This is a genomic window from Chitinophaga sp. (assembly GCF_039596135.1).
Classification (GTDB): Bacteria; Bacteroidota; Bacteroidia; order Chitinophagales; family Chitinophagaceae; genus Chitinophaga.
Window position 1 is genome coordinate 1 of the sequence record NZ_JBCNKH010000017.1, and the last position, 23,400, is coordinate 23,400.

The 23,400-nt window shown below is 45.4% G+C and carries 15 protein-coding genes; 12 read left to right on the forward strand and 3 right to left on the reverse strand.

What is annotated here, in order from left to right; genetic code table 11:
• From ABDW16_RS12820 to ABDW16_RS12830, 3 genes are all read left to right on the forward strand, one after another.
• Positions 1–542: DUF3658 domain-containing protein (locus ABDW16_RS12820; protein WP_343670218.1), on the forward strand; the 542-nt coding region annotated here is incomplete at its 5' end.
• 2 nt (positions 543–544) lie between these two features.
• A complete protein-coding gene (locus tag ABDW16_RS12825) occupies positions 545–943 on the forward strand; it encodes a hypothetical protein (RefSeq protein WP_343670219.1) in 399 nt (132 codons plus the stop codon).
• Positions 944–946: 3 nt separating this feature from the next.
• The gene (locus ABDW16_RS12830) at positions 947–3,487 is read left to right on the forward strand and encodes a DNA gyrase/topoisomerase IV subunit A (RefSeq protein WP_343670221.1); all 2,541 of its coding nucleotides are present in this window, start codon (positions 947–949) and stop codon (positions 3,485–3,487) included.
• 40 nt (positions 3,488–3,527) lie between these two features.
• Here the strand turns inward: ABDW16_RS12830 and treZ are convergent, their stop codons facing one another.
• The gene (gene treZ / locus ABDW16_RS12835) at positions 3,528–5,324 is read right to left on the reverse strand and encodes a malto-oligosyltrehalose trehalohydrolase (protein ID WP_343670223.1); all 1,797 of its coding nucleotides are present in this window, start codon (positions 5,322–5,324) and stop codon (positions 3,528–3,530) included.
• 83 nt (positions 5,325–5,407) lie between these two features.
• On the opposite strand from treZ, the gene ABDW16_RS12840 reads away from it, so the two are divergent.
• On the forward strand, positions 5,408–7,018 hold the full coding sequence (locus ABDW16_RS12840) for an alpha-amylase family glycosyl hydrolase (RefSeq protein ID WP_343670224.1): 1,611 nt from the start codon (positions 5,408–5,410) through the stop codon (positions 7,016–7,018).
• Between the two features lie 19 nt (positions 7,019–7,037).
• Here the strand turns inward: ABDW16_RS12840 and ABDW16_RS12845 are convergent, their stop codons facing one another.
• On the reverse strand, positions 7,038–10,979 hold the full coding sequence (locus tag ABDW16_RS12845; protein WP_343670225.1) for a sugar-binding protein: 3,942 nt from the start codon (positions 10,977–10,979) through the stop codon (positions 7,038–7,040).
• A 306-nt stretch (positions 10,980–11,285) separates the two neighbouring features.
• On the opposite strand from ABDW16_RS12845, the gene ABDW16_RS12850 reads away from it, so the two are divergent.
• From ABDW16_RS12850 to ABDW16_RS12885, 8 genes are all read left to right on the forward strand, one after another.
• Entirely contained in the window at positions 11,286–11,807 is a 522-nt protein-coding gene (locus ABDW16_RS12850) for a CPCC family cysteine-rich protein (protein ID WP_343670226.1), read from the forward strand.
• Between the two features lie 78 nt (positions 11,808–11,885).
• Positions 11,886–12,416, forward strand: a complete 531-nt coding sequence (locus ABDW16_RS12855; RefSeq protein WP_343670227.1) for a hypothetical protein — start codon at positions 11,886–11,888, stop codon at positions 12,414–12,416.
• A gap of 105 nt (positions 12,417–12,521) precedes the next feature.
• Positions 12,522–13,067: a hypothetical protein gene (locus tag ABDW16_RS12860; RefSeq protein WP_343670229.1), complete on the forward strand. Its 546-nt coding sequence runs from the start codon at positions 12,522–12,524 to the stop codon at positions 13,065–13,067.
• 193 nt (positions 13,068–13,260) lie between these two features.
• The gene (locus ABDW16_RS12865; RefSeq protein ID WP_343670231.1) at positions 13,261–15,624 is read left to right on the forward strand and encodes a TonB-dependent receptor; all 2,364 of its coding nucleotides are present in this window, start codon (positions 13,261–13,263) and stop codon (positions 15,622–15,624) included.
• 91 nt (positions 15,625–15,715) lie between these two features.
• Complete coding sequence (pepE, locus tag ABDW16_RS12870) at positions 15,716–16,417, forward strand: dipeptidase PepE (protein WP_343670233.1); 702 nt, start codon at positions 15,716–15,718, stop codon at positions 16,415–16,417.
• Positions 16,418–16,419: 2 nt separating this feature from the next.
• Positions 16,420–16,689, forward strand: coding sequence for a hypothetical protein (locus ABDW16_RS12875; RefSeq protein ID WP_343670235.1), 270 nt, complete (start codon positions 16,420–16,422; stop codon positions 16,687–16,689).
• Between the two features lie 696 nt (positions 16,690–17,385).
• On the forward strand, positions 17,386–20,664 hold the full coding sequence (locus tag ABDW16_RS12880; protein ID WP_343670237.1) for a SusC/RagA family TonB-linked outer membrane protein: 3,279 nt from the start codon (positions 17,386–17,388) through the stop codon (positions 20,662–20,664).
• Positions 20,665–20,702: 38 nt separating this feature from the next.
• Positions 20,703–22,274, forward strand: a complete 1,572-nt coding sequence (locus ABDW16_RS12885; protein ID WP_343670238.1) for a SusD/RagB family nutrient-binding outer membrane lipoprotein — start codon at positions 20,703–20,705, stop codon at positions 22,272–22,274.
• A gap of 51 nt (positions 22,275–22,325) precedes the next feature.
• On the opposite strand, the gene ABDW16_RS12890 is transcribed toward ABDW16_RS12885, so the two are convergent.
• Positions 22,326–23,288: a hypothetical protein gene (locus ABDW16_RS12890; RefSeq protein WP_343670239.1), complete on the reverse strand. Its 963-nt coding sequence runs from the start codon at positions 23,286–23,288 to the stop codon at positions 22,326–22,328.
• Positions 23,289–23,400 lie beyond the last annotated feature (112 nt).

Here is a 23,400-nt window from a genome sequence, read left to right on the forward strand (position 1 = left end):
CCGATCCTGAACTCCAGGTATGGATCTGGGCCGGACAGAATGACCGCGATGTAAGCGGCTATTTCTGGCTGGTGAGCCAGCTGTACGATTTTGCAGGCCGTATCTTCATTATCTATCTCAATAACCTGCCTTTCCTGAATGAAAAAGGAGGCGTATTCTATCCTACCCACCTGCACCAGATACTTCCAAAAGAATTCCTGAAAGCAAAGAAACTGGCACGGGCTATTTCCCTGGCCGAGTTCGAGCTGGATGGCGATGAATGGAGCCGCCTGATGAACGAGAACGCGGGCATCCGCCTGCTGGAGGGGGGAAAGAAACTGAGAGGGGAACCAGCTACTTTTTATGATAAAGACCTGCTGGCGGCGAGCAATGCAGAATTCCAGAAAGCAAATAAAGTCATCAGCCAGGTAACTGGCAAAATGAAATACCCTGTCATGGACCAATACCTGGGCTGGCGTGTGAAAGAACTCGTAAAACAGGGAAAACTGGAAAGCAAAGGCGAACTGAAAACGAGCAAAGACTTCGAGGTTAAACTGGTATAATCATGATCAAAGTAACGCCGGTAGAACAGGTAGGTGCCGATGACAGAGGGAGTAACCACGTATGGTTCAGTGACCGTACAGGAGAAATGATTCTTTGCTACCGCAAGGCTGGCAGCAGCAGCGGGCAGCATTACCACGAAGGCAAAAGCGCCCACAAGAATCCTGAAATACTATACCTCCTGACGGGGGAAGCCAGCATCCACTGGTGCCCTTTAGGTGGTGACAGCATTCAGACCATCAGGGCCATTGCACCAGCCAGAATAGAAGTACCTATCCTGGTATGGCATCAGTTGGTAGCCGATACTGACTGTTGCTTTATAGAAATGAACTCCATGGATGATGTGCGCAAAGATTCCGTGCGGATATGGAGAGATGAATTTGAAAAGATGATCAACAAATAGATTATGAGCGACATCGATAATACACAACCAACGGACGAATCCTTACATAACATTGCCCACATTGGGGGCATGTATGAAAGCTGGTTCCTGGATTACGCTTCGTATGTAATATTGGAGCGTGCTGTACCCAGCGTGGAAGATGGATTAAAGCCAGTACAACGTCGTATTTTGCATGCTATGAAGGAACTGGATGACGGACGCTTTAACAAAGTGGCCAACATCATCGGTTCTACCATGCAGTATCACCCGCATGGGGATGCCTCTATCGGCGATGCAGTCGTGAACCTGGGGCAGAAAGACCTGTTGATCGACACACAGGGTAACTGGGGCGATGTGCGCACCGGCGACGATGCAGCGGCACCCCGTTACATTGAGGCCCGCCTATCCAAATTTGCGCTGGATGTAGCCTACAATCCCAAGACAACAGCCTGGCAGGTAAGTTATGACGGCCGTAAAAACGAGCCGCTGGCACTGCCTATGAAGTTCCCGCTGCTGCTGGCACAGGGAGCTGAAGGTATTGCTGTAGGCTTGTCTACCAAAATACTGCCGCACAACTTCAATGAACTGATTGATGCTTCTATAAAATACCTGCGTGGCAGAAAGTTCGAGTTGTATCCCGACTTCATGACCGGCGGTATGATCGATGTGGCTAACTACAACGATGGTAAGCGCGGTGGTAAAGTACGCGTACGTGCCCACATCGAAGAGAAAGACAAAAAGACCCTCCTTATCAAAGACGTACCTTATGGAGTGACCACAACCGCCCTGATGGAATCCATCGTAAAGGCGAACGATACCGGCAAGATCAAGATCAAGAAAGTGGTAGATAATACTGCAAAAGATGTTGAAATTGAGGTACAGCTGGCACCGGGTATTTCTCCTGATATCACCATTGATGCACTGTATGCATTCACCGACTGTGAGATCTCTATATCTCCCAATGCCTGCGTGATTGTAGAAGATAAACCCCGCTTCATCACCGTATCAGAACTGTTGAGATACTCCGCGGAGTTTACAAAAGACCTGCTGAAACGTGAGCTGGAAATCAGGCTGGGTGAACTGCAGGAAAAATGGCACTACACCTCCCTGGAAAAGATCTTCTTCGAAAAGCAGATCTATAAGGAGCTGGAAGAAAAACATAAGGACTGGGATGCCGTGATCGCTGCCATCGACAAGCGCTTTGTACCTTATAAGAAGAACCTGAAAAGGGACATCCTGCGCGAAGATATCGTGAAACTGACTGAGAAACCAGTACGCCGCATCTACCGCCTGGATATCAATGAGCTGAATGAGCAGATCAAAGCGATCGATGCCGATATTAAACAGGTAAAACACGACCTGGCGAACCTGGTAGACTTCACCGTATCTTACTACGAAGGTCTGCAAAAGAAATATGGTAAAGGCCGTGAGCGCATCACCGAAATTAAAACCTTCGATACCATACAGGTACAGCAGGTGGCGATGGCCAATACCAAGATCTATGTGAATCGTGCAGAAGGTTTCGTAGGTACTTCGCTTAAAAAGGACGAATTCATCGCAGATTGTTCTGACCTCGACAACCTCATTATTTTCCGTAAGGATGGCAAGATGCTGGTGACCAAGGTAGCGGACAAAACCTTTGTAGGTAAGGATATTATTCATATTGATATCTTCCGTAAGGGCGATGAGCGTACTACTTACAACATGATCTATGTAGATGGTAAGACGGGTATCAGCTATGCGAAACGCTTCAATGTAACCGGTATTACCCTGAATAAAGAATACGACCTGACTACGAAAGGAGAGAAAAACTCCAAAGTACATTACTTCACCGCCAATCCAAATGGAGAGGCAGAAGTGGTGACCATCCGCCTGAGCCCGAACTGTGCGGCGAGGAACAAGGAGTTCGACCTGTTCTTTGAAACGATTGCCATCAAAGGCCGTAACTCCATGGGTAACCAGGTTACAAAGTACCCGATCCGTGCAGTGAAGTTCAAAGAAGCTGGTGTGTCTACATTAGCAGGGCAGAAGCTCTGGTATGACGACCAGGTAGGCAGATTGAATACGGAGGAGAGAGGTGTGTACATTGGTTCATTTGAAGGAGATGACAAAGTATTTGTAGCATTTAAGAATGGTACTTACGAGCTGACTAATTTTGAATTGACGAACAGGTACGATCCGAATGAACTGGTGTATATCGAGAAGTTCAACCCGGAGAAGATCGTGTCGGCGATTTACTTTGATGCAGATAAGAAGCAATTCAATGCGAAGCGGTTCAAGATTGAAACACAAACGCTGAATAATAAGTTCCTGTTTATTAAGGAAGGCCAGGGCAATTATCTCGAGATGATCACCACGCATTCTGAACCGGTAATTTTGTTGAAGACAGGTAAGAAACGCAATCCGGAGGAAGAAGAAATTGACCTGGCGGAGTTTGTGGAAGTAACCGGTTGGAAAACGGTAGGTACAAGGATCGCAGGTGATGATTTGATTAGTGCAGAGCTGGCGAGTGAGGAAGAAGAACCGGATGATGGAAGTGGAAATGTACAGGGAGAACTCTTTTAAAAATCCCGGATAAAACGCTTTTGCCTATGGCAAAAGCGTTTTATCCGTAAATAACAATACTGGCAGGTTGTAAATAGCAAACCTGGTTTATGTTTAAATTTTGTTCGTGGGCGCCGGAATCTAATATTTTAACCCATTCCTCTTTAAATGTGGGCATCTCATATGCTAATACCTCATCCGAGAGATTAAATAAACACAACAGATGCTCCATTCCATTCCTGCTCTGCCTGTGCAACACATACCCCTTTTCTCCGATCAGTTGCACAAACAAATCATCCTTGCACGTATTCTGCAAAATCTCATTTTCACGCCGTAATTGTATCAACGCCTTATGCCATTCTAACAGCTCTTTATACTTTCCCCGCTTTCTTTTTTCCCAATCCAGCTGCGACTGAATAAATGTTTCCTCAGATTGTGGATCGGGAAACGTTTCGCCTGCTTTCAAAAAAGACGCAAATTCTTTTTTTCGTCCCTGCCGGATCGCTTTAATACGTTCCTCTTCCTTATAACTTACAAAGAAGAAAAACGGGTTATCTTCCCCATATTCCTCACCCATAAACAACATGGGTACATAAGGTGATAAAAATATTGCTGCTGCTGCCACTTTCAGTCTTCCCTGGTCAATCAATACCGACAGCCTTTCGCCTTTTACCCTGTTCCCGATCTGATCATGGTTCTGGTTAAACACGATGAAATGTTCCCCTGTAATCCCTGCTGAACTTCGGCCATAGCGGCGCTTTCTATACTGCACATATTCCCCCGTATGAACGAATCCGTCCTTATATGCTTTTGCTAACTGTTCCAGTTTATTAAAATCCGCATACCTGGATTGTCCTGCCTTATCCAGCAATACATACAGGATGTGGTGAAAGTCGTCCAGCCACTGCGCATCCAGTCCCATACCTCCATCACGGGGTTGCTTCAGTATATTGGGTGAATTCAGATCACTTTCGCCAATGAGGTAGTAGTTCCGGCCGGTGGTCGCCGACAATGCGGAGATTTTATCTTGTATCACTTCCCACAAATTCACTGCACTATTATCAAAAATACAATGCACGGCATCCAGTCTTAACCCATCGATATGATACTGCTGCAACCAATGAATTACATTATTCGCAAAATACCCTTTAGGACCGTCAGAATAAGCTTCATCGAAATTTATAGCCTTACCCCAGGGTATAGAATAGATCTTCGAAAAATAAGGCCCAAAATGATGGAAATAGTTGCCTTCTCCCCCCAGGTGGTTATACACCACATCCAAAAATACCGCTATGCCCTTTTGATGACATGCATCCACCAGTTTTTTCAATCCTTCCGGTCCGCCATAAGAATGGTGCACTGCGTACTGATATACACCATCATAGCCCCAGTTCCGCTCTCCGGGAAACTGTGCCACCGGCATCAGTTCCAGCGCATTGATACCTGTCTCTGCCAGGTCGTCCAGGAAGGGAATAATCCCCTCAAATGTGCCTGCTGGTGAAAAAGTGCCCACATGCAATTCATATAGAATTAAATCCTTAAAAGGAATGCCATGCCATTGCTGATCCTGCCACTGGTAAGCATTATGATCCACCACCGCAGAGGGACCAAAGACGTCTTGTGGCTGCCAGCCCGAAGCGGGATCAGGTAAATCCCGGCCATCGATATGATAAAAATAGGTAGCGCCCGGCGGAATATTTTCTACCGTAGCAGTAAAATATCCTTCCTCATCCCTGGTCATTGCGATGGACCTGTCATCCGGGGTGATAAGATGAAGTGTAACCTGCTCCTTTTCTGGTGCCCATACGCAAAAAGTACAGGTATTAGTCTGCCCGTAAAAAGCCCCTGTCTTTTTCATATCGTAGTTATATGAAAAGATTATGCCGTGTTACAGTTTGGCAAACATGTTGTGTCCATCATGTGAACCTAAAACCGGGCATTATGGAAAAAAAATGGTGGCAGACAGGCATTATCTACCAGGTATATCCCCGCAGTTTCCAGGATAGCAATGGCGATGGAGTGGGAGACCTGAAGGGGATACTGCAAAGACTGGATTACCTGCACTGGCTGGGTATAAACGCCGTATGGCTTTCTCCCATCTATCCTTCGCCTATGGCAGATTTTGGTTATGATATCTCCGATTATACAGGTATTCATCCATTGTTTGGCAACATGGCAGACTTCGATACACTGCTTGCAGAAGTACACAGGCGGGGTATGAAGTTGCTGCTGGACCTGGTACCCAATCATTCATCAGATCAGCACCCCTGGTTCCAGGAGTCGCGCTCCAGCAGGGATAACCCCAGGCGGGACTGGTACATCTGGCATGATCCCTTGCCGGATGGGGGTGCGCCGAACAACTGGCTAAGCATGTTTGGCGGTATTGCATGGGAGTGGGATCACCATACCCAGCAATATTATTACCATGCCTTTTTAAAAGAACAGCCTGATCTGAACTGGCGTAACCCCGAAGTACAAAAAGCAATATTTGATGTGATGCGGTTCTGGCTGAAGAAAGGTGTGGATGGGTTCAGGGTAGATGTGATGTGGCATATGATTAAAGATGCACAGCTCCGCAACAACCCACCTGATCCGGATTATGAGCCACACATGAGTACTTACGCGCAGTTACTGCCCGTATATTCTACAGACCAGCCGGAGGTGCATGACCTGGTACATAAAATGCGCGCAGTGATGGAGGAGATTGATGATGAAAGAGTGATGATCGGGGAAATTTACCTGCCCATACATCAGTTAGTGACTTATTATGGAATTGATAACAACGGTGCGCATTTACCCTTCAATTTTCAGTTGCTTACACTACCCTGGCAGGCATTGCAGATCTCTACAGCCATCGATCAGTACGAAGGGGCATTGCCTGAAAACGGCTGGCCAAACTGGGTATTGAGCAATCATGACCAGCATAGAATTGCAAGCAGGGTAGGTGCGCAGCAGGCACGGGTAGCAGCCATGCTGTTACTAACACTGCGTGGTACACCCACGATTTACTATGGCGATGAAATAGCGATGCGCAATGTGGCAATCCCATTCAATGAGGTAGTAGATCCCCAGGGATTGAATATGCCGGATAAGAACCTGAGCAGGGATCCATCGCGTACACCCATGCAATGGGATAATTCCGTACATGCGGGATTTACAGAAGGCAAGCCCTGGCTGCGGTTATCGAAGATCTTTCACAGGGACAATGTAGAGATGCAGCAGCAGGATATCTACTCTATGTTGACACTGTACAAGCGGTTGATCACATTGCGAACAAATGAACCGGCATTGGCGGCAGGAAGATATGTACCTGTATTTGCAGATAACCAGATGCTGGCATATATAAGAGAAACAGAAAATGCAGATTGTTTTTTAATTGTATTAAACCTCACGCACCTGCCCTGTTATTTCAGGCCCCCCAATTTTAGTTTTTCCGGCAGTGTGGAAATAGCTACGATACCTGAATCAGAAGGCATGCATTTGAGCGATACTATTAGTTTGGATGGCGACGAAGGGTTAATAATAAGACTAGATAAAAAAGACCCGCAGTAAGCGCGGGTCTTTTTTAAACTTATTGAATAAGTAGTGGTTTCGTTTGCATTATTTCTCCATTTACATATTTTACAATATACATTCCTTTGGGCAGGTGTTGTAGTCGTAAATTCAATGTTGATTGTGCTTTTGCACCATATACCTGTTTGCCGCTCATGTCGTAGATGACGATGTAACCTGCGCCGGAAGTGGTTAATTTCGTTTGACCATTCATAGCCGGGTTGGGAGTTATTGAAAATTCCGCTGTTTTGGCTGCAGTCGAAGCATTCAGTACTATCGTGCCATAATTGGCCGTGCTCTGGTAATCATCTACTGTTCCATACCACACTGCCTGTCCATCACGGGCACCACCATTGTCATCATCATCATACCCCACATCAAATCCTATTGCTAATCCTGCTGCAGGAGTAATGCCCAGTTGTGACCATGGTATCGCAAACTCTACGCTATACCCGCCATTAATGATGGCTGTATTACTACTGTTATACGTTTTAATAAACTGTCGTACTGTATTGTTGACATTAATAAACACTTCTACCGCATCATTATCCCACGCATCAGGGGTATCGTTGTACAATGCACCATCGAGCACTTTTACACCTACATACAGGTTCGTTGCATCCCATAGCAGGCCAAAGGTGGCGGTATTATTCACGCTGCCCACAGTGGTTTTAGAAATGGTCCGGGACAAATTCCAGGTGCTTTCCAGCACACCATCTACCACTGGTGTACCCTGGTTCACCACTACGCCCGAAGTAGTATTGGCTACTGTAATCACTACCTGGTCTGTAGCTGTTTGTGCACCATTGCTTACGGTCAGTTGATATACATACGTATTTCCATTGCTCAATCCGGATACTGTTGGCGCGGCAATGGCAGCATTGCTGATAGTGGTAGCCGGCCCGCTTACCTGTGACCAGGCATAAGTTACACCGCCGGAACCACTGCCGGATAAGGTTGTACCCGTGGTCCCTGCCGGGAGTGACTGATCAGGACCTGCATTTGCAAAGATGGCATTGTTACAGGTAGTGAGATATACGGTACCAAATACAGATGGGTTTTGAAACGCGGTGGTCGTCGTGGCGAATGTCGTCATCTGTGCATCGCGTGTACCTCCATTGTCATCATCGTCGATTTGTACATCCAGCCCGATTGTTTTGCCTATTGCAGGTGTTACGCCAATGGTAGCCCAGGGAATTGTAATATCCATGGTGGTGGCAGTCTGCCTGAAAGTAATGCCAGCAGTACGGTTCACAGAATTACTGCCTACATGAATGGCTGCATCATTCCAGCGGAAACCTAGCTGGAAATCATTTACGCCGTCATAAGCAGTGCCTTTACTATTATCTCCGTCAATAAAGATCTCTACTGCATCATCCTCCCACCAGCTATCACCGGAGTCATTGATCTTGCTGGCATCATTCATAGTGATTTTCAGATAGAGATTTGTATTATCATACAATGCTTTCCAGGAACCAGAATAATCGGCAGGTAAGCTACCTAATACCACATTGCTGATACTCTTTGAAGGCGCACTCAGGCTATCTGCCCGCCATGCAATCACAGGTGCTACGCAAGGTGGGTTTTCATTGTCTGCAATTGTTACTACGGCCACAGTATCGCCACCCAGATTATAAGTACTGTCTTTTAGTAAAGTTAACTTTAACGTTTCTGGTCCTTCAAAAATGTTGTCATCTACAGGTGTGATGGTAATTGTTGCAGATGGTGCTGTTGGTGTCAGTGTTACACTGCCGCTTAATGTTGGCGTATAGTCAGCAGCACTGGCTGTACCACCGGTACTGTATCGGACTGTAATAGTTTTGGACAGCGCTACGGTACTGATGGTGAATACCCCCGTACTGCCGCCTTCTGCTGCATTTGGTTGCGTAGCTGCAATATTGATTCCCGGCAGAATGGTAATCCTGCGCGTAGCTGTAAAACTGCCACTTGCAGTCGTAACAGAGATAGTAGCCGTACCATAACCTACAGCAGTGACCTTGCCGGTAGCATCTACTTTCGCGATTGTACTATCAGAGCTTACCCAGGTTACTACTTTATTTGTAGCATCTACAGGTGTGATATCCGCTGATAATTGCAGGGATTGCCCGGTGGTTAGTGTTGTATCATGAGCTGGTTTAATCGCTACCCCTGTGACCGGGATATTTATATTCTGAATGATGAGCTGAAAAGAAGTGTTCTTGTTAATATAAGCCCCGGATTCGGCATTTGTGACAGTCAGGTTATTGAAGGTTGCCGTCTGGCTACCTGCCTGCACATACAGTCCAAAACCACCATATACATCTGCTGCTACATCGCGTGTAACCGGATCGAGACCGGTGCCGTCGATAGTCGTATTATTGAATACCAGGTGATGGATATTATTGCCATAGATTTGAATGGCGTCCCGCTGTGAGCGCAGGATGGTATTGTTGTCAAACTGTAAATTGAAAATACCTGTTCCGGCATAAAACTCTATTGCCCCACGTTTCTGGTTCCACAGATCATAACTGGTACCACAACCGGTAATGGTGTTCTCATACACTTTGATCACGTCACCGGGGTACACAAAAGTAAACCCGGGGAAATCATTTGTAAACCGGATGGCAGAACCGCCCACACCATCCTTAATTAAATTATGGTGAATCTCATGCCCTGTACCGCCAAAGATCGCTGCGCTACCCGCGCGCCAGTTGTCTTCTATGGTATTGTACCTGAAGATGTCATTCTTACAGGTGGTAGTCACACCTGCTGCATTGTTTGGCCATACAGCCAGGGCGTCGTCTCCGTTGTTGCGCAGGCTGCACTGCTCTACAATGGAGTTGGAAGTACCCTGGCAAAAGTTCACACCATCTGCATAGTTGTTGCGAATGCGGCACTTCGTAATCTGCAGGTCAGTTGTGATATCTACGGGATATGGTGCATCATAACCTGCAATCCAGAACCCGCATTCAAAGTGTTCCACCCATATATCATGCACACGGGAGCCGGTACCATACGTGCCCATAAAACCCTTGTAGGTTTTGTACATTTCACCGGGCAGGCGTGGATTGCTTTCATTGTAAACGAGGCGGTCATTGTTCTGTGTATTCAAACTGAAGTTGGAAATCTCTACATTGCTGGCGCGGGCATATATGCCGCCATAGAATTGTTTGTCTGTAGAGAAATATACTTCCGTATACCATACACCCGCACCCAGTATTTTCAGGTTACTTACATTCAGCGTGAGCTTATCGCTCAGTAAAAACCGTCCCGCAGGAATGTACACGTTCCTGCCCTGTGATACGGCTGCGGCAATACATGCATTAAACGCCGCAAAATCATCATTCTGATCGTTTGCCACTGCGCCATAATCCGTTACGGACAGGTAGTTGGCAGGTTGTGGCAATGCCGCCGGCACAGGTTCGACCTCGATGAAATCGACCCCATACGTGAGCCCGTCGCCATTGTCTTTTTTGATCATGATCTTGTCGCCCGCCTGCAGTGCATTGGGTAGTTTAAAGTGCACTTCGTCAAAGCGCATAAAGGTTTTGCCACCCGGTGTCTGCACCGGATCGGCGGCCGGAAAGTACTGGTATGCCCAGTAAGAAGAAAGGGCAATGTCTTTCACTTTCGTACCATTTACATACAGGCCCAGTGAGCCACTGAGACCATTGCCGGTATTATCGTCCGGCATAGTGAAGCGAAGATTCACACCCTGTGCCGCAGCAGTGAGTGTCCATTCAATACTGGCGTTGTTCGCAGACAAGCTCACGTACTTCTGATCGGAAGCTTCAGACGCAATGTCTGTTTGCACGAACTGCGGAGAGGATTGAACAGCAGCACCGCCACCCAGTGTGGCATTGTCAGCTTCATAACGGGTATAAGGCAGCTGGTAAGCGCCTCGTGGAAGCCCATCACTTTGGGCGAGTGACAGATGGTGCACTAAGAGGACCATCATCATAAGGGAACCAGTTTTTCTCATTTTTGATAGTTATTTAGAGGAATTCAAAGAAAGGGTAGAAGGGGGGAACCGGCAATTAATGGGTGGGAAATATAGAAAGAAAGTCGCCAAAATGGATGTAAGATGTTGAAAATGAATATTGTGTTGTTGTGAAATATATAGACAGATTATGAAGAAAATGGCTCACTCAATACAGGCCATTACAAAAATGGCTTGAAGGGTAATAACATGTATATGAATAAATAATTTATGTAACCCCTCACTACCCATGGATATAATTATCCATTACATTCGTTCTGTTGCCACGTTTAATAAAAAATAGTTGTTATGCCCGATCAAATTATCATCAGCCGCGAAGATGCCATGACCTTACTGGCCTGGCAAAAACTCATCACTATGCATCCTGAAAAAAGAAAGGACATCGTAGCAGAAATATTAATTGAATCAGACAAAGCAGATGATGAAATAGAAGATGCGCATGTAGATGGTCCTGAATATAATCATGATATTGTCGATTATCTCAGGTCCGGCTTACTCAATGTTACCAATGAATATATAGAACAAGACCTCAGGGAATTATATCATCATGATGTGGGGATAGATGGTGAACCACTGATTTACGACCCCTGCCCTTGTTGTGGTTATCGTACTGTAGAAGAACCCGGTGGTTATGATGTATGTCCTAACTGCTACTGGGAAGATGATGGTAATGATGATCCTGCAAAATATAGTTCTGTAAATCATCTCACTTTACAACAGGGCAGAGATAATTATAAAGAGATGGGGGCCTCCGATCCTGCCTATATCGATATTGTAAACAAGCATCCCAACAAGTACCTGAAAGCCTGATCCCAGGCATCAGTCAGCCAGCAGCACCCGAAATGGCACCTTGTTTGTAATTATACATTTTAAAACAAGGAGGGACATATGAAAAAGGGTGTTTTATTAATGATCTTAACAGCACTGTCAGCCGTTACATTTGCGCAATCGCAACCGGAAGAAGTAACCAGCAGGAATTCATGGCTGAAGCTGGGTGTCAATGCAGGCGTGCCTTTTGGTAACCTCTCAAAGACGAGCAATTTTACATTGGGTGCTGAATTAAAAGGACAGGTGATGTCTACCAATCACGTGGGTTTAGGTTTGACCACGGGGTATAACCATTTCTTCCCCAAAGATGGTTTCAATAATTTTGGTACAGTTCCATTAGGCTTATTCGTTAGGTACTATCCTGAGAGTCGCGGATTCTTTGCTGGTACAGATGTGGGGTATAGCTTTGTAACAGGGGTAGATGGTGCAACAGGTGGGGTATATGTAAGACCGCAGTTAGGATATCATAATTATAGCTGGAATATTTTTGCATTTTATAACGGCATTTTCAGGAGCGAAGAGAATGGAAGCAGCTTGCAGTATGCCGGCATAGGTGCCACTTACAATATTCGTTTCCACAAGAGAAGCTAGCCTAAAAAGGCTCCTGCTCCCTGGGCAGGAGCTTTTTTTACATTACTTAATATTTCATACATTTGCTGTACCCAAATTTGTACTGTTAAACCAATAAATAAAACAATGAACAAAACCATTCTGGCATCTGTATTCTCAATCGCAATCTTTTTCGCAGCCTGCAAAAGCAAAACCGCCCCTACAAATGCTGATAGCAGTGCGAATACAACTACCAGTACTACTGCCCCTGAAAACAGCAGCAGCGCTACCCCAGCCAATGAGCCTAAATCTTATACTGTAACTTTCTCTCCAGACACCGCTTTCCTGGGCAAAAAGAAAGAAGCATTCGTAAGATTGAAAAACGGTAAAGCGATAGAACTGTATGACAATGAAGGTAAAGTAACTGGTACAGAACTCACTTACGAGATTGAGCTCACCAACAAGAATAAAGTAGGCGAGAGCAGCGTATTCCTGAATCCAAACGATTTCCGTCTCGCACTGGACAATGGTACGAACATCACCCACGATAATTACAATTCTGTATCTGCTGATGCAGAATCTACCAAGACATCAGAAGAAAATAAGTTCAGACTGCCGGCAGGTACTAAGCCGAAAACACTGAACCTCTTCCTCGATGAAACAAGGGTAAGCGTAGGTGTTGAAATGAAATAAATCATTCATGAAAGCGGGAATTCACCAACTGGTATGAAAACCAATTTCAGGGCTGCTTCTCCAAAAGCAGCCCTTATTATTTTTCCTGATTCGTCAAATGCCCTGCCATACAGCATTTTAACATTTTCTAAATCTTTCCCGATCGCGTAAATACTCCACAATTCCTGACTGTAGCTTTGCGAAAATTTATTTCATGTCAGGAATGTTCAAGGCATCGCTATTACTTATACTATTTTGTCTTCCAATTGTACTATTTGCACAACATGGCGGTGCCATCACCGGCCGCATTACCGCCTTCGATGGCCAACCTATTGAACTTGTCTCCGTCTCTATCGTTGAATTGAACAAAGGTACCCTCACTGACAACGAGGGTAATTATAAAATAGAAGATATCAATCCCGGTACTTATACCATCAGAATCCAGCTCCTCGGGGCTGCACAAAAAGAATTTAATATCCAGGTCAATCCTGGCCGCCCTGCCATACTGGATTACCAGTTTCCAAAAGAAAACATCCACGCCCTGCAGGAAGTGCGTGTGATTGGTAATGTCAACAAGTTTTCCCGGAAAGAAAGCTATTATGTAAGCCGCCTGCCACTCAAGAACCTCGAGAATCCGCAGGTATACAACGTGGTGCCAAAAGCACTGATTGAAGAACAGATGGCCGTAGACCTGGGTAGCATTTCCAAAAACGTGCCCGGTGCAGGTATTCCCATGATAGCCAACCAGGGGCGTGTCACCTTCCGCCAGCGTGGTTTTGAAACAGAACCTAATGCACGAAACGGGGTAGCCGGTGCTGCCTTCGCCACCCTCGATCCTGTGAACCTGGAAAGGGTAGAAGCCATCAAAGGCCCGTCTGCTACCTTGTTTGGTACTAATATTTCCAGCAGCTATGGTGGTTTGTATAACCGTGTTACCAAGAAGCCTTTCAACGGTTTTGGAGGCGAGGTTTCCTACACCGGTGGTAGCTGGAACTACAACCGTCTTACCGTAGATATCAATACGCCGGTCAATAAAGAGAAGACAATGCTCTTTCGCCTGAATGGTGCTACCACCTTCCAGAAGAGCTTCCAGGATATGGGCTTTACCAATAACCTGAGCCTGGCGCCCAGTTTTTCGTACCAGATCAACGACCGCCTGTCCCTCCTGCTGGATGTTGAATTCGGCCAGGAAAAAGGCACCTCTGTAGTGCGCTTCAACCCTTACACAGGGGGCACTAAAAACCTGTCTATTGCAGATATGAAGTTCCCTTACAAAAGGCTCTTCCTGGGCAATGAACTGGCTTACCGTACACAGATGATGAACATTTTCGCCCAGGTCAACTATAAAATCTCTGAAAACTGGACCTCTCAAACCGTGGTATCCCGTGCCCGTTCTTCTATCAATGGTTATATCAATGCGCTGAATGGTCGTACCGATTCTACCCTGCGTGCCAGTGTAATCAGTGGTTATACCACCTTCATCGCTACCGATATCCAGCAGAACTTTATCGGTGATTTCAATATCGGTAAATTCCGCAACCGCATGGTCGTAGGTTTGGATTATTATAATAACAGCAACTCTTTTGACAGGACAACTGTAGCAGGCCCCACTATTAATTTCCAGCATCCTGGTGCCAGCTATCGCCTTAGTAAATCAAAAGTCGATTCTCTCGTGGCAGTAGCTACCGGCACCGCCATTCGTAACGAAAACAATGGCGATAACAGTTATGCAGCGTATGCTTCTGATGTATTCAATATCACTAATAACCTGATGGCCATGGTGAGTCTCCGTGTAGACTACTACCGTGCACAGGGTACGCACAGCATTATATACGACACCACTGCTGCCGGTACCAATTATCACCAGACAGCCCTGTCACCCAAACTGGGGCTGGTGTATGAAGTATTGAAAGATAAGGTTTCCCTCTTTGGTAGCTATATGAACGGTTTCTTCCATGAAACAGGTACTGACTATGCTGGTAACGCATTCAAGCCAGAAGAAGGCAACCAGCTGGAAGGTGGTGTGAAAGTAGATGTATGGCAGCATAAGCTGGTAGGTACACTGAGTTACTACGATATCCATGTGAAGAATGTAGTTATTTCCGACCTGGAGCATGATGGTTACAGCAAGCAGAATGGTACACAGCGCAGCAAAGGGCTGGAAGCGGAGATTACTGTGAACCCGGTACGCGGCCTGAACATCGTAGCAGGTTATGCTTATAACGATAGTAAGTATACGAAATCAGACAGTGCTACACTGGGATTAAGACCTGCATTGTCTGGCCCTCCGAATATGTGGAACTTCTGGGCGAGTTATCATATTTCCAGCGGTAAACTGAGTGGACTGGGTATTGGTTTTGGTGGTAATGGTGGTGATATGTCTTATCAGACAAACACACAAACGGCTAAGATTACCATTCCTTCTTATGTAATGCTGGATGCATCTGTATTTTACGAGCGACCAAAGTACCGCATTGGTGTGAAGGTCGATAACTTAACCAGCCAGAAAGCCTGGTCTGTGAGGTTGACACCGCAACCACCTACAAGGGTGCTGGGTAGTTTTGCATTAAAATTCTGATTCATTGAACATAAAAAACGGCCTTAAAAGGAACCTCCTTTTAAGGCCGTTTTTATTTTACCTTTGCTGGCATCATACAAAACCAATATTCATGAAAAACGTTGTACTGGCCAGTACTTCTACACTTTATGGCGAAAAATACCTGCAGTACCTACTTCCGGTAATGCAGGAACTCTTTGCCGGCATTGACGAAATCGTCTTTATCCCTTATGCCCGTCCAGGTGGTATCTCGCATGATGAATACACAGCCCGGGCTACTGCCGCTCTTGCCACTATCGGCATTAACGTAAAAGGTCTGCATACCTTTGCCGATCCTGCACAGGCTATCCGCGAGGCCAAAGGCTTCTTCACCGGTGGGGGCAATACCTTTGTACTGGTAAAACAACTGCATACGCTCAAATTAATGGACCTGCTCAGCGAAGTGGTCTCCAAAGGCACTCCTTACATTGGCGCAAGCGCCGGCAGCAATATTGGTGGTGTAAATATGCAGACCACGAACGATATGCCGATTGTATATCCACCCAGTTTCCAGACCATGGGTTTAATGCCATACAATTTAAATCCGCACTACCAGGAGCCAATTCCTGGTGTACCACACATGGGCGAAACAAGAGAAACCCGTATACTCGAATTTCATACCCAGCAATCTGTTCCGGTGATCGGTCTGCGCGAGGGCAGCTGGATTCGCATCAAAGGAAATGAGATTCGCCTGGAAGGCACTATGCCTGCAAAAATATTCGAACAGGGCAAAGCACCTTACGAATTAGCACCGGGCAATGATATTAAAATTTAAATATGATACTTAACATACGTTCCCTTCGCAGCCAGATCAAAGCACAGCGATACAAAGATATACCTGTTACACTCTGCCTGCTGTTTATACCTGTGGCATTGTCATTGCTGATCACGGAAGAGATCTCCACGGCATGCATCCTGCTATCCGCATTTATCGCGGTGTATACAATTTGTGCATTTGTATTCAAAAAGCGAAAGCCGTTATTTTTCAGGCCGCTATTGATTGCAGCCGCTATATTATTAGTGATTGTTTTAGAAAAGATGCTTTAATAAAAAGAGGCCCCCAAAAGTTTAGATACTTTTGGGGGCATTTTTAAATACAGGCTTTTCGATGTTTTTTTATCACAGTTTAATCATCTTTTCACTTATTTAACATTATGTATTGTTAATTCTAAAAACTTTACCTAAGTTTAACATATCGAACTAAAATTACTTCTCTCAAAAGTACCTTCTCCATCTAACCTTCTCCTGTAGAGCTTTATCTCCATTTTATCCTAGCTGTAACCGTTGCGAAAAAACTTGTGATTTTGAACGAACAATGAACATGAAAGAAGGGCTATTGAATAAAAAATCTAACAGGAAAAACTAGCTGTGTAATGCCTACACTAATGAAATAATAATTTCCAAAATCTTAATTCACTGCATGCTCCACGTGCAGTAAACAGGAAACTATTATCAAGAAGAACAATTCATCCGCATGCCATGCATGTGGTAATGGGAAACTTTTTTTCTAAAGCAAATTGAGCTGCGTGCAACACATGTAGTAATGGAGAAATTATTTTCAATAACCAATTAAACTGCACAGCAAATATGCAGTAACAGGAAAACTATTTTCAAAAATCTTCATTCGCCGCGACGTATACACACGGCATGGGGTAAAATAATAAACAGGCTGTGCCTACAACACAGCAGGGGGAAGTTTTTGCTTTAACACACTCTATATTATCAACAAAAATTAGCAACTCAATGCAAAGATCGTTTATTGTATGTACGGTCCTGTTCCTGCTATGCGCTTTCGGCGCCATTGCACAGGAGAAGAAAACAGTTTCGGGGTCTGTACAGGATGAAAAAGGCAATCCACTCGTGGGTGTAAGTGTGCAGGAAAAAGGTACCGCCAATGGTGCAAGTACCGGCGACGGAGGTAAGTTTTCATTGAAAGTCGCTCCTGGCGCTACATTAATCTTCTCGTACATTGGTTATCTGAAACAGGAAGTAGCCGCATCTGCTGCATCTGCTGTTCAAATGGCCCCCGATCAGAAAGGCCTGAATGAAGTAGTCGTAACCGCCATGGGTATCAAAAGAGAAGCACGTGCACTCGGTTATGCCGTAAGCACAGTGAGCTCGAAAGAACTGACGAAGACCGGATCGACCAACTTCGCTTCTGCCCTTTATGGTAAAGCAGCAGGTGTGAAAATCGTATCTGCTCCCGGTGGTGCCGGTAGTGCAGTGTCCGTACAGGTAAGAGGTGTATCTTCTTATGGTATGAATACACAACCTTTGTATGTAGTAGATGGTATCCCTATCCGTAACTTCAATACCCTGACTTCCCAGTCATGGGGCACCACCAACAGCCGTATTGATGGTAACGGTGCACTCGATATCAACCCTGAAGATATCGAAAGCCTCACCATCCTGAAAGGTGCCAGTGCATCTGCACTCTACGGCTCCGAAGCCACCAACGGTGTTGTGGTCATTACCACCAAAAAAGGTAGCAAAAGCAGGGGCCTCGGTGTAGATATTAATTACATCTACAACCTGGAGAACATTGCGAACAGTCCCGACTACCAGAATGATTATGGCCCAGGTTACGATGCGCAGACCAACGTAGGTAATGGTATCGCTGACTACGCGGGCTGGGTGACCGATTCCGATGGTTCCAAACACCCTTATTATCGCTCTTACGCACAGTTTGGTCCTAAGTTCGACAACAGCTCAGTGAAGTACTGGGATGGTTCTACCCGTACCTACAAAGCCAACAAAAACAACTACAAAGATTTCTATCAGCAGGGTTATAACTCTAACCTGAACATAGCATTGTCAAATGCCAGTGAGAATGGTAGTTATCGTATGTCTTATACCCGTACCGATTATAAAAGTATTATGCCAGGTAGCAACCTGAATAAAAACAACTTCAACTTTAACGGTACACTCAAGCTGAATAACAAAGTATCAGTAGACCTCGTATCTACTTACAACAACAATTTTACCCATAACCGTGCTTATGCCATGAGTACCATCTTTGGTTCATATGGTGGCTTCTTTAGCCGTATGGATGATATGAGCACCTATTACAATAAATACAAAACTTCCAATGGGTATAAATATGTAGTGTACAACAACAGTAACTACGATCAGGACGAGAAGCTGCTTTACAACATACGCGCTACCAACCTGCTCGACTACCTGTATACCAACCTGCGTAACAGCTACGATGAAACACAAAACCGCTTCATCAACAGCATTACCCTGAATGTAAGTCTGCTGGACAACCTGAAATTCCGCGGCCGCGTAGGTAGCGACTATACCGGTTGGAGCGCTGCTGATAAAGAACATAATACACAGCCGGCATCAGTAGGTTATACAGGGGCATATGCTGTGGAAACACGTAACAACAACGTGACCTATGGCGACGTGCTGCTGACGTATAATCCAAAGATCAGTAAAGACTTTGACCTCTCTGCTACAGGTGGTGCTTCCGGAAGAAAACAAACTTATGTATACCAGAAAACTTCCACTGCAGATGGCCTGGTAAATGAGAACTGGTTCAGCCTGAGCAACTCTGCCAGCACTGTGACTGCTTCTTCTGCCAGAGCCACGCAGACAGATGTGGCAGCCTTTGGCATGATCAACCTGAACTACAAGAGCTTCCTGTATTTAGAAGCTACCGGCCGCTATGAAGGTACTTCTACACTGCCATCCAAAGTGAACTCATATTTTTATCCATCCGTGAATGCAGGTTTTGTATTCTCTGATGTGGTTAAAATGCCTTCCTGGATCAACTATGGAAAATTGAGAGCATCCTATGGCCTGGTGGGTAACCACCCTGCTATTTATGCTGCGAATGTGGCATACAACCAATACTCGCTGGCATACGATGGCGCTACCATTCTTTATCAGCAACCTAATTCCTCCGGGTTTGGTAATGAAAATATCGTATCCGAACAAAAACGTGAAGCGGAAATCGGCGTGGAAACAAGGTTCCTGGATGGTAAAGTTGGCCTGGACCTGAGCTATTACAACAATAAAGTAAATAAACAAATACTTACCGCCAGTACAGCGCCTTCCAGCGGCGCTACATCTGCACTGGTAAATGCAGGTAGCATTTCTAACTATGGTGTGGAAGCTGCCATCAGTGCTACACCTGTAGAAACTAAAAACCTCCGTTGGAGTACCCGTTTCAACTTTGCAATCAACAGGAACAAGCTGACTGAATTAGGTAGCGGACTTACCAGTCTTACGAACGATGTAGAAGGTGGTGGTTACCTGATTCTGCGCTCTGAAATAGGTGATGCTTTGGGTAATATTTATGTGCACCCTATGACGACAGATGCTAATGGTAACAAAGTAGTAAGTGACGATGGTTATTACACCGTAGATGCCAACTCGTATAAATACGTTGGTAACATTATGCCAAAGGTTGTAGGTGGTTTCTCAAACACCATCAGCTATAAGGATTTTGCACTGGATTTCACACTCGATTACCGCTTTGGTGGCAAACTGGTATCTATCCCTACCTACTACCAGGTGGGTGCCGGTATGTTTAAGAGCACACTGAAATACAGGGATGCCGCACATGGCGGTATCAGTTATGTAGCCAATGACGATGCGACTGCCGATTACACTGCCAGCGAAAGCGGCGATCGCCATGATGGTGTGATCCTGAGTGGGGTTACTTCTACTGGTGCCACTAATACTAAAGTAATTACTGCTGCTTCGTACTATGAGAATACTTTTAACTGGCGTACAGATGGTGATTATTCCGCTGCCGTATTCAACAATAGTTATATCAAGGTCCGCGAAGTATCTTTTTCTTACAGCATGCCTAAGAAAGTGACACAGCGCCTGCATGTACAACAGTTACAAGTGTCGCTGATAGGTCGCAACCTGTTCTACCTGTACAAGTCGCTGCCTTATGGTTTAGATCCTGAAGTGGCAGTAGGTTCCAGCTGGGTAAACCAGGGGGTTGACAACGGTACTGCGGGTCCAACCCGTAGCCTTGGTGCCAGCCTGCGTGCACGCTTCTAATTTTAATTGCTAAACTATTCGCTTAAATCAGATCAAAAATGAAACGTCTATTTATAAATATTGCTTTCCTCGCATTACTTGCAGGCACTTTCAGTTCCTGTAAGAAACAGCTGGAAGAGAATTACGCGAACCCGGAGCTGACCACGACCGGCTCCCTGGGTAAATTACTTTCGGGTATGTTCTTAAACAAAAGGATCCACCCTTCTTACTGGGACTGGTATACCTTTATTATGCCTTACACAGCCGGGTATTCACAGACCGCGGCTATATCTCCTACTGCCCAGATGTATATTCCCTCTACAACATATACTGAAAACCGCTGGGTAGATTTTTACGATGGTGCTACCGGTACTGATTACAACTATTCCGGTCCCGGTATCATGAGCAATTATCGTGAAATGCAGGCCGCTTATAATGAATTGTCTTCTTCACAACAGGAATTACAACAGGTGTTCCTGAAATGTGCAGAGGTGATCGTTTATGACCAGGCATCACAGATGGTAGACCTTTGGGGAGATATCCCTTTTTCTGAGGCCAATTCCCTGAACTCAAGCAAGTCACTGGGATATGCTGCATTCGACGATGCCGCCAGCCTGTACGATACCATGATCACCAACCTGAAAGTGCTCAATACATACTTTGATACTGCTTCCATCGCTACCGCTACTGCCACTGAACTGGCAAAACAGGACCTGATGTTTTCCGGCGATTTAACAAAATGGCAGCGCTATGCAAACTCATTGCGCCTGCGGTTGCTGATGCGGATCTCCAACTATGACGAGACCACTGCAAAATCGGAAGTAACCACTATGCTGGCTGATGAAGGTACATATCCTTTGATTTCTGCCAATGATTACAATGCAGTGATCTGGATGAGCCCAACTGCTTTGAAGAGTGATTTGTATGATGTATTCAAAGACTTCGCATACGCACCTGCTTACCTGTTGGATACGCTGATGGTGGCAAATGGTGATCCACGTACAGATGTGTTTTGGGATGCTGATGGAGATAATGGTTTCAAAGGATTCCCTTACAATGGTACCGCTACTGAATACGAAGCAGGTGGCTATGCAACTTACGATTCCGCTACTTTCTTTTATAACTATAATATTCCGGCCGTGCTCATGACCGCAGCTGAAGTAAGCTTCCTGAAAGCAGAGGCTGATGAAAGATGGAGTCTCGGAACAGCGCAGACTGACTATGAAAATGGTATTACCCAGTCTACCGCATTCTATTATAGTATCAATAGCAAGATGGTGTTGAGGAGCGGCGACTGGACAGCGCTCACTGCACCCACATCTGCTACCATCAGTACTTACCTGCTGCAGAGCGATATCGCCTACAGCGGAACCACTACAGAAAAACTGGCTAAGATCTACACGCAGAAATGGATGAACTTCTTCATTCTGCAAACTGGCCAGGCATGGGCTGAGTACAGAAGAACCGGCTATCCGGTGCTGAGCTTTGCCACATCTACTTCTTCCAGTGGTAGTACACCTCCAACCCGCCTACTTTATCCGTCTTCGGAACAACTGTATAACAGTGCTAACTATTCTAAAGTATCTGGTAAAGATACGAGGGATACGAAGATCTTCTGGGATGTTAATTAGATAAGTAGAGATAAGTGTTTAGTCAAACGGGATGTATCTTCTGGTACATCCCTATTTTTCGCATCTCGATTTCAACACCTGCAATATATTGTCCTGTATATCTCTCATGATCCACCCTGCCCATACACTCGCATAAAAGTTGAACGTCGTATTCAATTTGAAATGACTATACAAATGCACCCGGTAATAATCCTTCCCCAACTGCTCCAGCTCATACGTTCCATTCAGCACATCAAAAAATTCCCCGCCTATCACAATATGCTCATCCATCGTTGTAGAAGGAATTTCATAAGGATTCGCTTTAATAGTAAACACCATTTTCTGTTGATCTACATACTCTGTCACCGTTTCGTGAAACACTAACCCGCCTGTAAATATCGCTTCACGCACGCCGCCTACAGCTGTGCGATCCAATTCCGCTTTTACAGGTCTCGGAAAATCCAGTACCTTTGTCAGCCACCCTTTATCCTGCGATGGGGGAATCTCCCTTACTCTCGTCACATTCTCCCAGATCTTTGCCGCCGGCGCATGAATATCAATATGCGTATCCGCTTTATACCGGCCCGGGATATTCCCGATCCAGTGCTCCAAAGGCGCTACCATAAATGGTAATAATACCAATACCAAAGACACCTGGAGCTTATTCTTATCTTTCAGTTTATAATGCCTCGCTATCAATCCGCCAATACTGCTCAGACACATAAACAATGGCATGGCCATGACCCAGCATCCCCAACCTTCCGTTTCAAACAGCAGCGTCACGATCATAAACACCACGACAGTCAGCCACGGCATCAATGCGCTATAGGAGCGGCTAACCACATTTTCTTTGTTGGAAACAAATATCGTCAAAGCACCCATCCCCATCGGCACCCCAAACAGGAACCCAATCGTCATCAACCCCCACCAGTTCTCCATCGTCCCGGATGTAAAAAACAAATGCGATAGCATTGCTACACAAACAGGTACAAGCACGATCGCTATTACCCGCAATCCATTTTTCAGAATCATCATATAGGTATATATTTCTAAAACATAAATATAACCCAATCTTTATTTTCCCAAAGAACCGATTTATAATTGTTATAATGACAATTATACTTTAAATTCACCCTGAAATTACCCG

Coding starts and splice junctions, on each gene's coding strand:
- ABDW16_RS12825 (WP_343670219.1), top strand. CDS start 545: ATGATCAAAGTAACGCCGGTAGAACAGGTAGGTGCCGATGACAGAGGG.
- ABDW16_RS12830 (WP_343670221.1), top strand. CDS start 947: ATGAGCGACATCGATAATACACAACCAACGGACGAATCCTTACATAAC.
- treZ (WP_343670223.1), bottom strand. CDS start 5,324: ATGAAAAAGACAGGGGCTTTTTACGGGCAGACTAATACCTGTACTTTT.
- ABDW16_RS12840 (WP_343670224.1), top strand. CDS start 5,408: ATGGAAAAAAAATGGTGGCAGACAGGCATTATCTACCAGGTATATCCC.
- ABDW16_RS12845 (WP_343670225.1), bottom strand. CDS start 10,979: ATGAGAAAAACTGGTTCCCTTATGATGATGGTCCTCTTAGTGCACCAT.
- ABDW16_RS12850 (WP_343670226.1), top strand. CDS start 11,286: ATGCCCGATCAAATTATCATCAGCCGCGAAGATGCCATGACCTTACTG.
- ABDW16_RS12855 (WP_343670227.1), top strand. CDS start 11,886: ATGAAAAAGGGTGTTTTATTAATGATCTTAACAGCACTGTCAGCCGTT.
- ABDW16_RS12860 (WP_343670229.1), top strand. CDS start 12,522: ATGAACAAAACCATTCTGGCATCTGTATTCTCAATCGCAATCTTTTTC.
- ABDW16_RS12865 (WP_343670231.1), top strand. CDS start 13,261: ATGTCAGGAATGTTCAAGGCATCGCTATTACTTATACTATTTTGTCTT.
- pepE (WP_343670233.1), top strand. CDS start 15,716: ATGAAAAACGTTGTACTGGCCAGTACTTCTACACTTTATGGCGAAAAA.
- ABDW16_RS12875 (WP_343670235.1), top strand. CDS start 16,420: ATGATACTTAACATACGTTCCCTTCGCAGCCAGATCAAAGCACAGCGA.
- ABDW16_RS12880 (WP_343670237.1), top strand. CDS start 17,386: ATGCAAAGATCGTTTATTGTATGTACGGTCCTGTTCCTGCTATGCGCT.
- ABDW16_RS12885 (WP_343670238.1), top strand. CDS start 20,703: ATGAAACGTCTATTTATAAATATTGCTTTCCTCGCATTACTTGCAGGC.
- ABDW16_RS12890 (WP_343670239.1), bottom strand. CDS start 23,288: ATGATGATTCTGAAAAATGGATTGCGGGTAATAGCGATCGTGCTTGTA.